Origin of the sequence: Megasphaera sp. DISK 18 (assembly GCF_001682955.1) — a bacterium.
GTDB classification, from domain to species: Bacteria; Bacillota; Negativicutes; order Veillonellales; family Megasphaeraceae; genus Megasphaera; species Megasphaera massiliensis.
In genome coordinates this window covers 1-16,346 of record NZ_LUGJ01000037.1, presented here as the reverse complement: position 1 = coordinate 16,346, position 16,346 = coordinate 1, and the positions used below count along the sequence as shown (strand labels likewise).

15 protein-coding genes, 2 tRNA genes, 1 pseudogene and 1 other annotated feature are annotated in these 16,346 nt (G+C 49.4%); of the genes and pseudogenes, 2 read left to right on the top strand and 16 right to left on the bottom strand.

Going from position 1 to position 16,346, the window contains the following annotated elements; translation table 11 throughout:
- Positions 1-185 precede the first annotated feature (185 nt).
- A complete protein-coding gene (rpsI, locus tag A0U42_RS08550) occupies positions 186-578 on the bottom strand; it encodes a 30S ribosomal protein S9 (protein ID WP_044505002.1) in 393 nt (130 codons plus the stop codon).
- Between the two features lie 22 nt (positions 579-600).
- Positions 601-1,041 carry a 50S ribosomal protein L13 gene (gene rplM, locus A0U42_RS08545; RefSeq protein ID WP_062412212.1) on the bottom strand — a complete coding sequence of 147 codons (441 nt, stop codon included), beginning with the start codon at positions 1,039-1,041 and terminating at the stop codon, positions 601-603.
- A gap of 346 nt (positions 1,042-1,387) precedes the next feature.
- Positions 1,388-1,633: a binding site (T-box leader), on the top strand.
- Between the two features lie 83 nt (positions 1,634-1,716).
- Between rplM and A0U42_RS08540 the strand changes: the two genes are divergently transcribed.
- Positions 1,717-3,003, top strand: coding sequence for an O-acetylhomoserine aminocarboxypropyltransferase/cysteine synthase family protein (locus A0U42_RS08540; RefSeq protein WP_065360609.1), 1,287 nt, complete (start codon positions 1,717-1,719; stop codon positions 3,001-3,003).
- Positions 3,004-3,031: 28 nt separating this feature from the next.
- Positions 3,032-3,967, top strand: coding sequence for a homoserine O-succinyltransferase (metA, locus tag A0U42_RS08535; RefSeq protein ID WP_065360608.1), 936 nt, complete (start codon positions 3,032-3,034; stop codon positions 3,965-3,967).
- Between the two features lie 66 nt (positions 3,968-4,033).
- On the opposite strand, the gene upp is transcribed toward metA, so the two are convergent.
- The 14 genes and pseudogenes from upp to A0U42_RS11825 all read right to left on the bottom strand — a co-directional run.
- Positions 4,034-4,657, bottom strand: a complete 624-nt coding sequence (gene upp / locus A0U42_RS08530) for a uracil phosphoribosyltransferase (protein WP_044505006.1) — start codon at positions 4,655-4,657, stop codon at positions 4,034-4,036.
- A gap of 17 nt (positions 4,658-4,674) precedes the next feature.
- On the bottom strand, positions 4,675-5,112 hold the full coding sequence (rpiB, locus tag A0U42_RS08525) for a ribose 5-phosphate isomerase B (protein WP_044505007.1): 438 nt from the start codon (positions 5,110-5,112) through the stop codon (positions 4,675-4,677).
- Between the two features lie 74 nt (positions 5,113-5,186).
- Complete coding sequence (locus A0U42_RS08520) at positions 5,187-6,239, bottom strand: L-threonylcarbamoyladenylate synthase (RefSeq protein WP_044505008.1); 1,053 nt, start codon at positions 6,237-6,239, stop codon at positions 5,187-5,189.
- A 6-nt stretch (positions 6,240-6,245) separates the two neighbouring features.
- Positions 6,246-7,103 (bottom strand): peptide chain release factor N(5)-glutamine methyltransferase, encoded by an 858-nt coding sequence (gene prmC / locus A0U42_RS08515; protein WP_065360607.1) that lies wholly within the window; start codon positions 7,101-7,103, stop codon positions 6,246-6,248.
- Positions 7,096-8,184 (bottom strand): peptide chain release factor 1, encoded by a 1,089-nt coding sequence (gene prfA, locus A0U42_RS08510; RefSeq protein WP_044505010.1) that lies wholly within the window; start codon positions 8,182-8,184, stop codon positions 7,096-7,098. The genes prmC and prfA overlap by 8 nt, the downstream gene beginning before the upstream one ends.
- 10 nt (positions 8,185-8,194) lie before the next feature.
- Positions 8,195-9,082, bottom strand: a complete 888-nt coding sequence (locus tag A0U42_RS08505) for a DUF1385 domain-containing protein (RefSeq protein WP_044505011.1) — start codon at positions 9,080-9,082, stop codon at positions 8,195-8,197.
- Positions 9,083-9,154: 72 nt separating this feature from the next.
- Entirely contained in the window at positions 9,155-9,364 is a 210-nt protein-coding gene (gene rpmE, locus A0U42_RS08500; RefSeq protein ID WP_062412203.1) for a 50S ribosomal protein L31, read from the bottom strand.
- Between the two features lie 410 nt (positions 9,365-9,774).
- Positions 9,775-9,866, bottom strand: a tRNA-Ser gene (locus A0U42_RS08495).
- A 52-nt stretch (positions 9,867-9,918) separates the two neighbouring features.
- Positions 9,919-9,995, bottom strand: a tRNA-Pro gene (locus A0U42_RS08490).
- Between the two features lie 56 nt (positions 9,996-10,051).
- Entirely contained in the window at positions 10,052-10,750 is a 699-nt protein-coding gene (locus A0U42_RS08485) for a TerC family protein (protein WP_044505015.1), read from the bottom strand.
- Between the two features lie 148 nt (positions 10,751-10,898).
- Positions 10,899-12,182, bottom strand: a complete 1,284-nt coding sequence (gene larA / locus A0U42_RS08480) for a nickel-dependent lactate racemase (RefSeq protein WP_044505016.1) — start codon at positions 12,180-12,182, stop codon at positions 10,899-10,901.
- 110 nt (positions 12,183-12,292) lie between these two features.
- Positions 12,293-13,714, bottom strand: a complete 1,422-nt coding sequence (locus tag A0U42_RS08475; RefSeq protein WP_044505017.1) for an FAD-binding oxidoreductase — start codon at positions 13,712-13,714, stop codon at positions 12,293-12,295.
- A 459-nt stretch (positions 13,715-14,173) separates the two neighbouring features.
- A complete protein-coding gene (locus A0U42_RS08470) occupies positions 14,174-15,721 on the bottom strand; it encodes an L-lactate permease (RefSeq protein WP_081651741.1) in 1,548 nt (515 codons plus the stop codon).
- A 523-nt stretch (positions 15,722-16,244) separates the two neighbouring features.
- Positions 16,245-16,346: pseudogene (locus A0U42_RS11825) on the bottom strand (IS200/IS605 family transposase); the annotation flags it as partial.

Sequence of the window (16,346 nt, the reverse complement as noted above, 5' to 3'; positions counted from 1 at the left end):
CAACATTTATTATAGAACCAGTTTTCTCTACGCCAAAAAGGTCCCGCACCGAAGTATCGGGACCCTTCCTGTCAGCCAAGGGCTTCCCTTCAAAAAGATACAAAAAAGGGGTCTCAGAATGGAAACCCATTGTGAGATACCCCTTTTTAATTGCATAGGTTTGACGAAAATATCTTGGAAAAATATTAACGTTTCGAGAACTGAGAAGCTTTACGAGCTTTCTTGAGGCCGTATTTGCGGCGTTCTTTTTCACGCGGGTCACGCGTGAGGAAACCGGCTTTTTTCAGTGCCTGACGGAAATCGCTGTCGACTTCCAACAGAGCGCGGCTGATGCCGTGACGGATTGCGCCGGCCTGGCCGGACGGACCGCCGCCCTTAACGTCAGCGATGACGTCGTACTGTTCGGTTACACCTGTGAGTACGAGGGGCTGTTTAATAACCAATTCCAGCGTTTTACGACCGAAATATTCGTTCAATTCTTTTTTATTGACGGTGATATTACCCTGACCCGGAACCAGACGAACTCTAGCAACGGATGTCTTTCTACGGCCAGTGCCGTAGTACTGTGCTACTGCCATGAAATCTTCCTCCCGGTATTAATTAGCGAATGTTTAACTTCAAAACTTCAGGTTGCTGAGCCTGATGCGGATGTTCAGCGCCTGCATAGACGTTCAGTTTACGGTACATCTGTTCACCCAATTTATTTTTCGGGAGCATACCGCGAACTGCCATTTCAACAACACGTTCCGGCCGTGTTTCGAGCAGATGGCCGGCCTGAGTGAATTTAGATCCACCGGGATAACCGGAATGATGGAAATAGGTCTTCTGGATTAATTTCTTACCAGTCAATTTAACTTTTGCTGCGTTGACTACAATTACAAAATCGCCTGTATCGACATGCGGGGTAAAAGTAGGTTTATGTTTTCCCCGAAGAACTTTAGCTACTTCGGCAGCAAGACGGCCTAATGTCTGGCCTTCAGCGTCAACAACAAACCATTTACGTTCGATGTTGCCTGCATTGGCCATAAATGTAGTTTTCATGCTGTGTAATTCCTCCCTGATTAACTAACTGACCAAGCTTTTGGTGCTCTTTCTCCGGGGCTAATGGAGTCCAAGTGAAAAGCTTACTTATTTATTTTACAGATTTCACTGCTCCTTGTCAACAATTATTTTACTTTTCCAGCGTTTTTTCGGGAAAAGACCGGATAAAAACGACGTTTCAGCCTCGGCATAGTTGTCGATACCGTTTTCGCATACTATATACATCATTATATATTTAAGCAGTACCTTTATATTAGAACGTTTAACTTAAATTTTCTTGAATTTTTTTCGAAAAATCATTTGACAAGACCTCGTTTTGATGATAGACTTACGTCAACAACTTGATAGTGTTGCAATGAAGAGAAGAGTACACGATAGGATTTGGCACAGAGAGTTCCCATTTGGTGAAAGGGAATGCAACGAGCATCGTGGAAGATGGACTCCGAGCAGGCTGGTCGAATAATTAGACCGTCCGGGCGCACCCGTTACAGTGCTAAGGTATTGAGGGCAAGATTTGCCTGCGTACCTGAAGAGGCTTATCCTGTGAAGGATAGGTGAAATTGGGTGGTATCACGGTGCTTCCGTCCCTTACATAGGGATGGAAGCTTTTTTTATTACAAGGCTTTCAAGTTTATACTACATTATATTTTTTAAGATATCAGGGGGAAATGTATTATGAGCGAAAACAAAAACTACAAATTCGAAACGTTACAACAGCATGCAGGTCAGGTTCCGGATCCGACGACGGGTTCTCGTGCCGTTCCTATTTACCAGACGACGTCTTACGTCTTTAAAGATACGCAGCAGGCAGAAGACCGCTTTGCATTGAGAGATCCGGGCTTCATCTACAGCCGTTTGACCAATCCGACCCAGGACGTCCTGGAAAAACGAATCGCCGCGCTTGAAAACGGCACAGCCGGTCTTGCTACGGCCAGCGGCGCATCGGCTATCGCCTACTCCATCATCAACTTAGCCGGTGCCGGCGACGAAATCATCGCCGCTCCGACCCTGTACGGCGGCACGGTCGAACTCTTTACGGAAACGTTCAAACATCTCGGCATTACGACGCACTTTGCCGATCCCGATGATCCGCAGTCCTTTGCCAAATACATCAACGACAAGACCAAAGCCATTTACCTCGAAAGCCTCGGCAACCCGGCCATCAATATTCCCGACTTTGAAGCCATCGCAGCCATTGCCCATGAAAACGGCTTGCCGGTCATCGTCGACAATACCTTTGCAACGCCGTTCCTCTTCCGTCCTCTCGACCACGGTGCTGACATCGTCGTCCATTCTGCTACGAAATTCATCGGCGGCCATGGCACGACCTTAGGCGGACTCATCGTGGAAAACGGTAAATTCGATTGGGCTGCTTCGGGCCGCTTCCAAGAATTCGCTTCGCCGGATCAGTCCTATAACGGCGTCAACTTCGCCAAGGATATTCCCGGCGCCGGCTTCGTCACCCGCATCCGCGCCAAAGCCCTCCGCGACCTCGGTGCCTGCATCAGCCCGTTCAACGCCTGGCTCCTCATCCAGGGCCTTGAATCGCTGTCGCTGCGCATCGAACGCCACGTTGAAAACGCCCAGAAAATCGCTGATTTCTTAGAAAACAGCCCGAAAGTCGCCAAGGTCAACTATCCGTCCCTGCCGTCTTCGCCGTACTACAAATTGGCTCAGAAATACTTCCCCAAGGGAACGGGCTCCATTTTCTCCTTCGAATTGAAAGACGGCTACACAGCAGCCCGTAAATTCATCGACAGCGCCGATATCTTCTCGGACCTGGCCAACGTCGGCGACTCCAAGTCGCTCCTCGTTCACCCGGCTTCGACGACACATCAGCAGCTTTCCGAAGAAGCACAGCGTGCCTGCGGTATTACGCCGGGTACGGTCCGCATCTCCATCGGCCTCGAAAACATTGAAGACCTCTTAGCTGCCGTAGAAAAAGCCTTAGCTTCGATTTAAGTATAGCCTGATAAAGGAGGGACAGACGATGCCGATTAAAATTGCTGACGGCCTGGCCGCCAAGGAAAAATTACATGACGAAGGAATCTTCACCATTGATAAGGGTCTGGCCCTCCATCAGGACATACGGCCCCTGCACATTCTCATCCTCAACTTAATGCCTTTAAAGAAGCCCACGGAGCTCCAGCTCCTGCGCCTGCTCGGTGACTCGCCGCTCCAGGTCGAAGTCGACTTCTGCCATACGGAAATGCATCAGAGTACCCATACCGATGCCTCTTACCTCGATGAAAACTACTGCGTCTTCGAAGACATTAAGGACCGCTACTATGACGGCCTGATCATTACCGGCGCGCCGGTCGAACAGATTCCCTTTGAATCCGTCGACTACTGGCCGGAAATGAAGACCTATTTCGACTGGGCCAAGACCCATGCCTTTTCAACGCTCCTCTTCTGCTGGGGTGCCCAAGCCGGGCTCTACCACTACTACGGCATCCACAAACGGGATCTGTCTTCCAAGCTTTTCGGTATCTTCGAATACCAACTGACTCAGAAGCACCATCCCCTCCTCCGAGGCTTCGATGACCGCTACTTCATTCCCCAGTCCCGCCATACGGCCATAGATGACATTGCCGTCTACAACACACCGGAACTGGAAATCCTGTCTCGGTCCGCCGAAAACGGCATCAACATCATCGGTACGCCGGACCACCGCCGCTTCTTCGTCCTCGGCCACTTCGAATACGACCGCCGGACCCTCGAAGAAGAGTACCTGCGGGATAAGAAAAAAGGCCTTCCCATCGCCGTCCCCAAGCACTATTACCCGGGCGACAACGATACCAAGGAACCGTACTTCACATGGTGCAGCTACGCCCACCTCTTCTACCACAATTGGCTGAATATCGTCTATCAGGAAACGCCTTATGAATTGGAATCGATTCACAGCCTCGCTTCCTGCGGCCATTAACAGACAGAAAATCACCTCCCAAACAATATGGGAGGTGATTTTTTTATATGCCGTAATAAAAGTTTCTTATTTCGTACCGAAGATACGGTCGCCGGCATCGCCGAGGCCGGGAACGATATAGCCCTGGTCATTCAAGGTATCGTCGAGGGCGGCAACGTAGATGCGAACGTCCGGGTGATCGGCGTTGACCTTCTGAACGCCCTGAGGCGCGGCTACCAAGCACATAAGCTTAATGTTCTTGATACCCTTATCCTTGAGCAGGGTAATGGCTGCCGAAGCACTGCCGCCGGTAGCCAGCATGGGATCGACAATGATGAAGTCGCGGTTTTCAACATCAGGCAGTTTGCAGTAATATTCAACCGGTTCCAGAGTCTGCGGGTCGCGATAGAGGCCGATATGACCGACTTTCGCCATGGGGATGAGGTTCAGCATCCCCTGAACCATGCCCAAACCGGCGCGAAGAACGGGGACGATGCCCAGTTTCTTGCCGCTGATCTGCTTGCCCGTCATCGTAGCGACCGGCGTTTCGATAGCTACATTTTCCAACGGCAGGTCCCGCGTGATTTCATAGCCCATGAGCATGGTAATTTCTTCTAAGAGGTTGCGGAAATCCTTCGACCCCGTTTCTTTTTTGCGCATGAGCGTGATTTTATGCTGAATAAGCGGATGATCCATTACTTGTACATGCATGTGTGAATACTCCTTCCTCATTTATCCATGTCGGCAATTTTGGCAACGCGTTCAGCGTGACGGCCGCCGTCAAAGCCGGTGGACAGGAAAATACGAACGATTTCTCTGGCCAGGCCCGGTCCGATAACGCGGCCGCCCATGGTTAGAATGTTGGCGTCGTTATGGCGGCGGCAGAATTCTGCCGAAAAGGTATCGTGGCAAAGAGCTGCCCGGATGCCGTGAACTTTATTAGCCGCAATGCCGATGCCGATGCCGGTGCCGCAAACGAGGATGCCCCGGTCAAAGGTACCGTCGGCAATAGCTTCGGCAACTTTTTTGGCAACGTCGGGATAGTCGCAGCGATCGCCGCTCAAGGTGCCGTAGTCGGTAAATTCAATGCCTTCTTCTTTCAAATATTCTTTGATATTTTCCTTCAGTTCAAATCCGCCGTGGTCGGCGCCAAGTACTAATTTCATCATTAAATCCTCCCTGTCTGTGTGCTGGTATAATTCTATCTTATTATACATCTTCCTGTCACTTCGGAAAAGCCTTAATCGACGACGATGACATGGCCGCCGGCAGCTTTCTTCATGCGGTTCATGATAGCAAGGCCCAATCCTTCATCATCGACGCCTTCGGCTAAGATGACGTCTACGACGTCGCTGTCAAAGGAAAGGAGACCCGTATAGAGCTGGTTAGCCAAGGCTTCTTTGTCGTCGTGATGGCCCCAGACGTACATGTTTTTATGAGGAAAATGGCTGCCTACTTCTTCACTGACCAAGAAACCGACGGTCTTCCCTTCTGCCTTAAGTACTTCATACAGAGACTGCAGCTTTTCCGTTACCTTGTCTTCCGTCCCTACGACGACAGTCATCGGTGCTGACGGTGCATAATGGCGGTACTTCATGCCAGGCGCCTTGGGAACCCCCTTGCCGGTCACCAAAGTCGTATCCATTTCAACGATGGGCACGATTTCCTTCAGCATTTCAATGGTAACGCCGCCGGGACGAAGGATGGTTACCTTGTCGTCGCCATTGCATTCAACGATTGTCGATTCAACGCCGATGTGGCAGGGACCGCCATCAATGACCATATCGACACGGCCGTCCATGTCGTGCATGACTTCAGCCGCCGTCGTCGGACTGGGACGAGTCGATAAGTTGGCACTGGGACCGGCTACAGGAACACCGGCATAGCGCAGAAAAGCCCGGCAGATATCGTGATCAGGGCAGCGCAGGGCTACCGTATCGAGGCCTCCCGTAGCCGCATCGGGAACGATGGGTTTTCTAGGCAGGACGATGGTCAAGGGACCGGGCCAGAAATAATTCATCAATTTCTGCGCCGTCGGCGAGATGACGGCCGCTGCCTGAAGGGCCCCTTCTTCGTCGGGAACGGTCAAAATCAAAGGGTTGTCACTGGGACGCCCTTTCGCTTCATAAATACTGCGGCAGGCGTCGGCATCAAGGCCGTTAGCACCGATGCCATATACCGTTTCCGTCGGAAAGACGACCAGTCCGCCGTCACGAATAATCCTTCCGGCTTCTTCAAGAATCTCCTTCTGTTGCTCTATATCCGTAATTTCTACAAGTTTCGTCTGCTTCATGATCTATTACTCTTTTCTTGTAAATAACAGGACCCTGTCAATGCCGCCATAATCTTTAACGGTCTGTTCATGGTCATAGGCACCGGTCCGGCAGAAAATGTCGATGACATCCGGGGCTTGGCCGGCCCCGATTTCGACGGCACAGTGGCCGCCGCCTTTGACATAGGCCGGCGAGGCCTCAGCCAGTCTCCGGTAAACAGAAAGCCCATCGTCACCGCCGTATAAGGCAAGTTCCGGATCATGGCGCACTTCAGGCTGAAGATCTGCCATATCCTGAGCCGTCAGATAAGGCGGATTCGACACCAGCCAGTCACAGGCCATGGGCGGGACCTCCGTGAAAAGGTCACTTTCAAGCCAGGTTACGCGGTCGCTAAGACCCAAGGTTTGGCCATTCTCGGCGGCAACAGCCAAGGCCTTCGGGGAAATATCGACACCAAATCCCGTCGCTTCCGGTAAGTGCGACAAGAGACTGAGAACAATGGCACCACTTCCCGTGCCGATATCGATGACGACAGGCTTTGTTCCCTTAGCCGCCGCTATCACGGTTTCTACGAGCATCTCCGTTTCCGGCCGCGGGATGAGCACATCCTGGCTGACCTTAAAATCAAGTCCCATAAAAGCTTGGTTTCCCAAGATATGGGCGACGGACAAACGGCTCCCCCGCTTTTTCACCAATTCCCGATACGCCGCCAGTTCTTCACCGTTCATGGGCTCATCGTAATGGGCATATAAATAAATCCGCTCTTTTTTTAAGACATGGGCCAAGAGAATCTCTGCATCCAGACGCGGTGAATCGATGCCTTTTTCTGCAAAGTACTGCTGAGTCCATTGCAGCAAGGCACCGATGGTCCAAATCTTATTCATTTTCTGCTTCTTTCATCAGTTCAGCTCGGCGAGTTTCAGCCAGAGCCTGAATAAATTCGTCGATATCACCGTTTAAGACGTTATCGAGTTTGTACAAAGTCAGGTTGATTCGGTGGTCCGTTACCCGGCCCTGGGGGAAGTTGTACGTGCGGATTCGTTCACTACGGTCACCCGTACCGACCTGACTGCGCCGTTCTTCCGTCAGTTCGGCGTCTGCTTTCTGCTGAGCCTGATCGAGGAGACGGGCTTTCAAGACGCGAAGAGCTTTGGCCCTATTTTCCAGCTGCGACCGTTCGTCCTGACATTCGACGACCATGCCCGTCGGAATATGGGTCATGCGGACGGCAGAACTCGTCTTATTGACGTGCTGACCGCCGGCACCGGAAGCACGGAAATAATCGACGCGGACATCGTCCATATTGAGATCGATTTCAACGTCTTCTGCTTCCGGCAGAACGGCAACAGTCGCCGTCGACGTGTGGATACGGCCGCCGGCTTCGGTAACGGGGACACGCTGAACGCGATGGACGCCCGATTCATATTTCAGCTTGCCAAAGACACCGGATCCTTCGATAGAGAATACGACTTCTTTAAAACCGCCCAATTCCGGTTCGTTAGAGCTGATAATACTCGTCTTCCAGCCGGGCTGCTTTTCGATATATTTCATATACATGCGGAATAGGTCGCCGGCAAAGAGGGCTGCTTCGTCGCCGCCGGCACCGCCGCGGATTTCCATGATGACGTTTTTATCATCCCGCGGGTCCTTGGGCAGCATGAGGATGTGCAGCTGATCTTCAAGGTCGGCCTGTTCTTTTACAAGGCCGTTCATTTCTTCCTTAGCCATGGCCATGAGGTCATCATCGCTGTCGGGGTCATTTAAGATTTCCTGATCCCCTTCTATCGTATGGGTGATGTCCTTATACTTGCGGAACGTTTCGACAAGGGGCATGAGCGACGCATGTTCCTTCGTCAGCTTCTGCCATTCTTCCTGACGGGCAATGACCGCAGGGTCGCTGATCTGCTGTTCCAGGTCCATGAATTTATTCTCCACGGCCTGTACTTTATCCATAAATGAGCTCATAATTCTCTCCTTACTTTATCTCTGTAACATCGCCGTCGTCAGCTGGTTTGGCAGCCTTCATGGCTTCGATGGCAACTTCTATCTGGTCGGGATGCGGTTCACGGGTCGTCAGATATTGAAGCCACAGACCCGGTCGGAATATGGTTTGAATGACGGGATTCGTCGTGCGCCCGGCCAGGCGTATCATTTCATAACTGATACCGGCAACGACAGGCATGAGGACGATACGGGACAAGACGCGTTCGATGAAACTCGGCCAGCCCAAAAAGGCAAAGACGAAAATCGACACGACCATGACGATGAGCAGAAAATTCGTGCCGCACCGCGGATGAAGGCGAGTATGGCGCATGACATTTTCAACGGTCAATTCTTCACCGGACTCATAGGTCCAAATCGTCTTATGTTCAGCCCCGTGATATTCAAAGACCCGGCGGATATCTGCCGTCAATGAAATGGCCCATATATATAATAGAAATATAGCCAGGCGCAAAATCCCTTCGACGACATTGAGCCGAAAGGCACTGTCCGTAACGCCGGGAATAAATTTAGCAGCGTACGTAGGGATGACCAGGAAGAAGACGATAGCCAAGAGGACAGAAATCCCCATGGTGAGGGCCATTTGCCAGCTCGAAAGCTGTTCCTCTTCTTCACCGGCAGCCTGTGCCGAATAAGAGAGGCTCTTCATGCCGTATATGAGGGACTCGACCAAAGCTACGGTTCCCCGCAAAAAGGGTTTCTTCAGAATCGGAAACCGTTCGGAAATGGACCGAATAGGCTCTTTTTTTACCGTAATTTCACCGGACGGTGTCCGAACAGCCGTGGCAATCGTTTGGGGACTGCGCATCATAACCCCTTCGATGACAGCCTGACCGCCGACATAAATCTTCGGTTTCTTCAAAGCGTTACCTCCCTTTCTCTACATACAAATAGAGCAGAGCATTTCTGCTCTGCTGCCCACTTGTACTGCTGATTATTTACCTGTTTTACCATAACGTTTATTGAACTGTTCGATACGGCCACGAGCCTGCTGAGCACGCTGCTGACCCGTAAAGAACGGATGGCACTGAGAGCAAATTTCAACACGCAGTTCCGGTTTCGTAGAACCTGTTTCAAACGTATTGCCGCATGCGCAAGTTACCTTGGCATTCGGATAATACTTCGGATGAATACCTTCTTTCACCACTTACACCTCTTTCTATGATCAATCATTCAAAACCTATGCTAGAATAGTTTATCACATCGAGCCTTGAATTGCAAGGAAAATATCGATGGGTCCACGGGATTCCGGTCACTCCATCAGATGTCTCAGAAGGAAACGTCAACAACGGACGCCACCTCCTTTATATACTATAATATTATATATCTTCTTTAACAGTACTGCCGATTCCTTATTAACAGGAGGCACTTTCACTGTCTTCGGGCATGATAGAATCGGACACACCGTACATAGTCAAAAAGCTGCATAGGGAGTGATGCAGCAAAACGGCGTGAGCGACGGTATCCATGTAGGTAAAGAAAAGGTTGACCGAAAACACATTTTTAATGAAAGATAAAAAAAGACGACCACTTTCGTGATCGTCTTTTTTCTTATGGCGGAGAGCGTGGGATTTGAACCCACGATAGAGCGTTCGCCCTATACATGATTTCCAATCATGCTCCTTCAGCCACTCGGACAGCTCTCCATGCTTTATATATCGCTTACTGTATTCTCGGGATAAATACCGATATATAAAATGGTCGGGGCGACAGGATTTGAACCTGCGACCTCTTAGTCCCGAACCAAGCGCGCTACCAAACTGCGCCACGCCCCGTTACCTGACTTATATATAATATCACACTGGAAGAAAATGTCAAGTTTTTTCTTTATCTAGACCGCAATTTTCCCTCCCCGGTGAAGGGATTTCCAAAGAAAACCGCCGACGACGGTAACGCCCAACAAGACGAGCTTCATCGCTGTCGGATTAGCGGCTGCCCAGCCGACATACTGCGCTAAATACGGGTCCGTTGCCACCATGCCGCCGGAAGCCCAGCCGAGGATAGCTCCACCGATATAGACTAAAATGGGAAACCGGTTCATGACTTTAACGACGACAGTGCTGCCAAAGACGATGATCGGAACCGAAATGAGCATGCCGAACATCAAAAGGCCCCAGTGGTTATTCGTGACCCCGACGATCCCAAGTACGTTGTCTAAACTCATGAGGGCATCGGCCATCATAATCGTCCGCACAGCCGCCCACAAGGAGTCCTTAGCTTCGACGTGGATATCTTCGGCGGCCTCATCGGCTCCGATGAGCTTGATGCCAATGAAAACGAGCAGGACGGCGCCGAGTGTCTTCAAAAAAGGCACCTGGAACAGCCAGGACACGATAAACGCCATGATAAAGCGCAGGATGATAGCCCCTGCCGTTCCGTATAAAATAGCTTTCTTTTGCAGATGTGCAGGCAGATTTTTAGCTGCCATGCCGATGACGATTGAATTATCGCCGCCTAAGGCCAAATCGATGAGCACGACTTGCAGAATCATGGTGATGTCGAATACCAGTGTTGTTTCTAACCCTGCCAAGGCAATTCCCCCTTTATCCATGCCAAAACAATATCTCACTCATTATATGATACTTTATAGGTCATTGCAAGACAAAAACGGCTCCATAAAGGGTTCACCTTTACAGAGCCGTTTCATTATTCATGATCTTAATAATCGGCCGAAAAGCTTATTTTACGATAACCGATACGCCGTCAGGAATAACCGTGACTTTCGGTTCTTTAACGCCTTTTTCAGCCAATACGTCTTTTGCCATCGCCAAAGCTTCTTCGATGGACGAAGCGTATTTCATGTGCATGTCTTCAATCATCTGTTTCGGAGCTTCCGTAACCATGATGATCGTAAACCGCAGGAGCATACGCATGAGAATCTGAGCTTCCCACTGGTCAAAGACCGTTTCGTTGCGGCCGCGGGCCAGGATTTCATCCATGGCTTTCTGGAGAGACGTAGCATTCTTCAAGTTGTTGTAGAAGTCTTCGCCGCCGTGACCGTCGGAGCAGGACGATACATCGATGATGACGCCGCCATCTTTACACGTAGCTTCAGCAGCCGTCATGCCTTTTACGGACTGGTAAATGTTCTGGTCCAGAGGATAGCCGCCGTTGGTCGTGATGACGATGTCAGCCGGAATCGGTTTTACACCGGCCAATTTCATTTCAAAGTCGACGCCGGCATAGTGGGCTTCTTCGCGGTCGCCGGCAAAAGCAGCGATGACCTTCTTATCGGCATCGATGACAACGTTGCAGATGAATGCCAGGTTAGCTGCCTTCGCAGCGTAGAGCATATCTTCGTGAATCGGGTTGCCTTTCAAGATACCCGTACGGGCATTGGGGCTGGCGATGAATTCGGAGCAGTGGTTAGCCAAGACCGTAATCTTGCTGGCAATCCCCGGCAAAACGGATTTACGGCCACCGGACATGCCGGCAAAGAAATGAGGTTCAATGAAGCCTTCCGAAATGAGCAGATCGGCATTAGCAGCCAGTTTATTGATGAGGCATTCGCCGCCGGACGGCAAGGTACCGATGCTGACCATGTCTTCGTCGTTACGGCTGACATGAATGGAGAATTTTTCATGTTCGGCAATTTCTTTACCGTATTTCGCGACTAATTCATCCTGCGTTGTCGGGCGATGCATCCCCGTTGCGATGAGGATGGTGATGTCGATGTCCGGATTTCCCTTGCGCAGTTCAGCCAGGAGCTGCGGCATGATGACATGGCTCGGTACGGGACGAGTATGGTCACTGGAAATAATGACGCAAGTTTTTTTACCTTTGGCCAATTCGCTCAGTTTCGGGCTGCCAATGGGGTTAGCCAAAGCATCGGCAACGAGTTCTTCTTCCGATTTCGGTGCTTTATATTCGTGAGCATGGGAAACGAGAACGCCGGCTACCTGTTCATCCGGCAGTTCAAATTTGATCTTTTCTTTGCCAAAAGGCACTGCAAACTTCTGCATACGTACACACCCTTTCTAAATCCGCGCTATTTTCATAGCATTTCATAGCTCTAAAGAGAAAGGGCAAAGCCTTGGCCTTGCCCTTTTTCCTTAGTATACAACTGTAAAACTTATTCTTCGACCGGAACTTCGTCGTTGATGCTGACAACTTTGCCCGGATTCATGATGTTCTTCGGATCCAAGGCTTTCTTAACAGCTTTCATCATGCTGAGTTCAACCGGGTCCGTGTATTTTTCGAGGAGAGCTTCACGTTTGTAGCCAATGCCGTGTTCGCCGGAGAGGCGGCCGCCGAGCTGGTAAACGAGAGCGTAGATTTCACCCTGGATTTTCGGAAGCATTTCTTCCCATTCTTCCTGAGTGCGGTCATCTTTCAAGATATCGATATGGACGTTGCCGTCGCCGCAGTGGCCGGCGCAGTGCATAGCAACATTGTATTTTTCAGCCAAGCGAGAAATCTGCTGTACAGCGTCAGGGATTTCCGTCATGGGAACGACGATATCTTCCATGGAGAAGACTAAGCTGCGAGCGCGGTCAGCTTCGAGGTATGCTTTACGGGATTTCCAAATGACAGCCGGGTCAGCAACCAAGGAGTCGATAGCGTTGTTTTCTTCAGCCAATTCGACGATTTTTTCGCACTGTTCATCAAGAACGTCTTCACTGTCGCCGGCGATCTGGATGATGATGTAGTTACCGATATCGGATTTCGGCAGTTTTTCATCGAGGAAGATTTCAACCTGTTTGATAGAAGCGTTGTCCATGAATTCGACGCAGACCGGAGTGATGCCGGCACCCATGACTTTCGGAGTCAAAGCGATAGCGTCGTCGAGGTTATCAAATACTGCCAAGAGGTCCATCTGGTATTTCGGAAGAGCAACCAATTTGAGGTAAATTTTGGTGATGATGCCGAGGGTACCTTCAGAACCGATGAAGAGGTGCATCAGCATGTAGCCCGTAGCATTTTTACGGAATTTACCGCCAAGGGTTACAACTTCGCCGCTCGGAGTAACGACTTCCATGCCCATGACCTGGTCGCGGGTTACACCGTATTTAACAGCGCGGTTACCACCGGCGTTGGTAGCAACGTTACCGCCGATGAAGCAGGAGTCCCCACTGCAGGGGTCGCCGCCGTAGAAGAGGCCTTCTTTCTGAACGGATTCCTGGAGAACGGCCGTCGTAACGCCCGGTTCCGTAACACAGACCATGTTTTCTTTGTCGATTTCAATGATGTTGTTCATGCGTTCGATGGAGATGATGACACCGCCGAACGTAGCAACAGCACCGGCTGCAAGGCCCGTACCGGCAGCACGCGGAACCATAACTGTATCGTTTTCATAACAGAGTTTTACGACTTTAGAAACTTCTTCCGTCGTAGCAGGGAGAACGACGACCTGCGGTTCTTTCATGTAATGAGGGTCCGTTACTTCATCGTGGGAATACGGTTCGAGTTTTTCTTTGTCCGTATAAACGTACTTTTCGCCGACGATTTGTTTGAACTGTTCAATTAACTCTGGTGAAACTTTACCTTTTGCCATAATACATACCTCCAAATAATGAAAAGAATAAGCATAACACTTATTTACATCCGGAAAGGACTTCCAGATTAAGACCGAATATAACGAAAATATAAACTAGTCTGTTGTGTTTATTCTTCGTTTATCTCTTACAGGTATCATTATACTCTACTTTGCTATGCATGTAAATTACATTTGCACATTTTACGCATATCACTTTTCGATTGATTTGCACTATTCCATGATAACTTATCATAAGAGCAGTTTATTTTTAAATAAACCGGCAACAAACGAAAAACTTTAAATTGCGATTATTTTTACGAATTTTTACTATGCTTTAAAGTAATATTGTATTATTCCTATAAGGAAACGTTTCGTATGAGGAACATTTCACAACAGATTATATCACATTGTTCCTGTTAGAAAAAGGGTATGCTACATAGATATGCAGCATACTCTTTCATGCCTGCCTACTATATATCAGTTGACTAAGAAAGGAACGACGCTGGGAGCTACGATCGTGATGATACCGGCAATGACCAGCAAGAAGAGGCAATAACCGACAGTACCGCGCATGATTTCGCCTTCCTTACCGTCAGCAACGGCACCGACAGCACCGATACCAAGGGCAATACTCTGCGGAGAAAGCATCTTGCCGATACAACCGCCAAGAGAGCTGGCACCGGCAAGCCAGGGCTGACTCATGCCGAGGCTTGAGGCAACCGACGTCTGGAGCGGCCCAAAGAGAACATTGGCGTTCGTGCACGACCCGGTGATGAAAGCACCTAAGCCGCCGACGAAGGGAGCGAAAACCGGATAACCGTTGCCGGTTGCAAAGACGAGGGCATCGGCGATTTCTTTGGTCATACCCGAATAGGTCATCAGTTTCGCGACGACGACAACGGTGATGATCGTCAAGTACGTAAAGCGCAGGCCAACGAAGTTGTCTTTAAAGACCTGAGCGATTTTACCGATGGAAGCACCTTGATACAAGCCGCCTAAAACGGAGGCAATGAAAATCATGATGCCCGGAACGGCAATCCACGTAAAGGTGTACGGTTTGGCACCGGCACCGGCGTAGATTGGAACCGTCGTTTTAATAGAAGCCAGCGGTCCGTTGATGAACGGGAAGAGTTTCGACGTTCCAACGAGAAGGACGAAGATCAAGATGAAAATCATAGCAGCTTTTACGCCTTCTCCAAAGGAAACGGCTTTCTGATCATCAGTTTTGAAATCAACCTGATATTCCGGATTACTCGTCGTCTTGCAGGCTCTGGAATAAAGGACGATAACAGCCATGATGATGATAGACGAAACCATGACCGGAAGTTCAGCGCCGATAGTCACGGAAATGAGCAGCTGCGGAATAGCCAGGGCTAAACCAGAAAGAAGAGTAACGATTCCGACGCCCTTGATGGCTTTCAGGCCGCCGCCGATACAAATAACCATTAAGAACGGAACGATCAGATCGGGAATAAAGGATACGATGGAAACCTTCGTAGCCAAGACACCGGAATCAAGACCCGTAACAGCAGCCATCGTCGTCGTCGGAATACCGATGGAACCGAACGAAGGCGCTACAGCGTTAGAAATCAAGCAGGCAACGATGGTCTTGATCGGCGGATAGCCGAGGGCAACCAACATAGCTGCCGGAATAGCAACAGCCGTACCGAACCCGGCCATGCCTTCCATAAAAGTACCGAAGCCCCAAGCGATGAGCAGGAACAGTACACGTTTGTCTTCACTAACCGTGGTCAGCATCTGTTTGATAATTTCCAGGCTGCCCGTTGCAACCGTCAACTTATAGGCAAACAGCGCCATAACGATGACCAGCAAAATCGGCCAACATGCCAGGGCAACCCCTTCTAAGGCTGCCGAAATAGCGATGGGAACCGGCATGTCATACACGGCCACAGCAACAATAAATGCGATAATGGCTGCGATTGGGCACGCTTTCCAACCGGCCATCTTCAAGAATCCCAATGCTACAATGAGAAATAGAATCGGGAGTAAGGCCAAGATAACCATTACATAACACCCTTTCATAAAAAATACACGTGTCACGCCTTTAAGAGGCATGGGCTCGTCCATAAAAAATTATGGGCATCGCCGTTTCTCATATTAGATTGTATCCGGATACAGTTTCTATGCTTGTTATTATATACCTGAAAGTAATGTTTGTAAATTACATTTAGACATAATCATATACCTATTTTCGATATAAATCACAATATTCTTTACTATTTTGCATATTGCTCCGTAAAATTCTTGAGTTTATGAAGTAAAAATAATTAAATCTTATTTTTACTATTACTTTTTGTAATTTTTAAATTATCTAAAAATCGCATAACAAAGCCATTTATAAACGATTTATAACGAAAAGTGTCCCTCTATTTTACTAAAAAATCAAAACCACCAGTTTAACTGGTGGTTTGCTCAGGCCCTATAAGGGCCTATCTCTTGTGGTTGCACTCTAAAGAGTGCACTGAATAAAGTCTGGCAATCACATTACTATTACTGGCAGCCCCCTACTCGGGGGCTCTTGTTTTGCCTACTTTTTCTTGCCACCCGTAAACGGGTCTATGTATTCCTTAAAATCCAGCGTATCCATTTCAATATCTTCCTGTAATTGATGCCGAATATACTCTCTTAT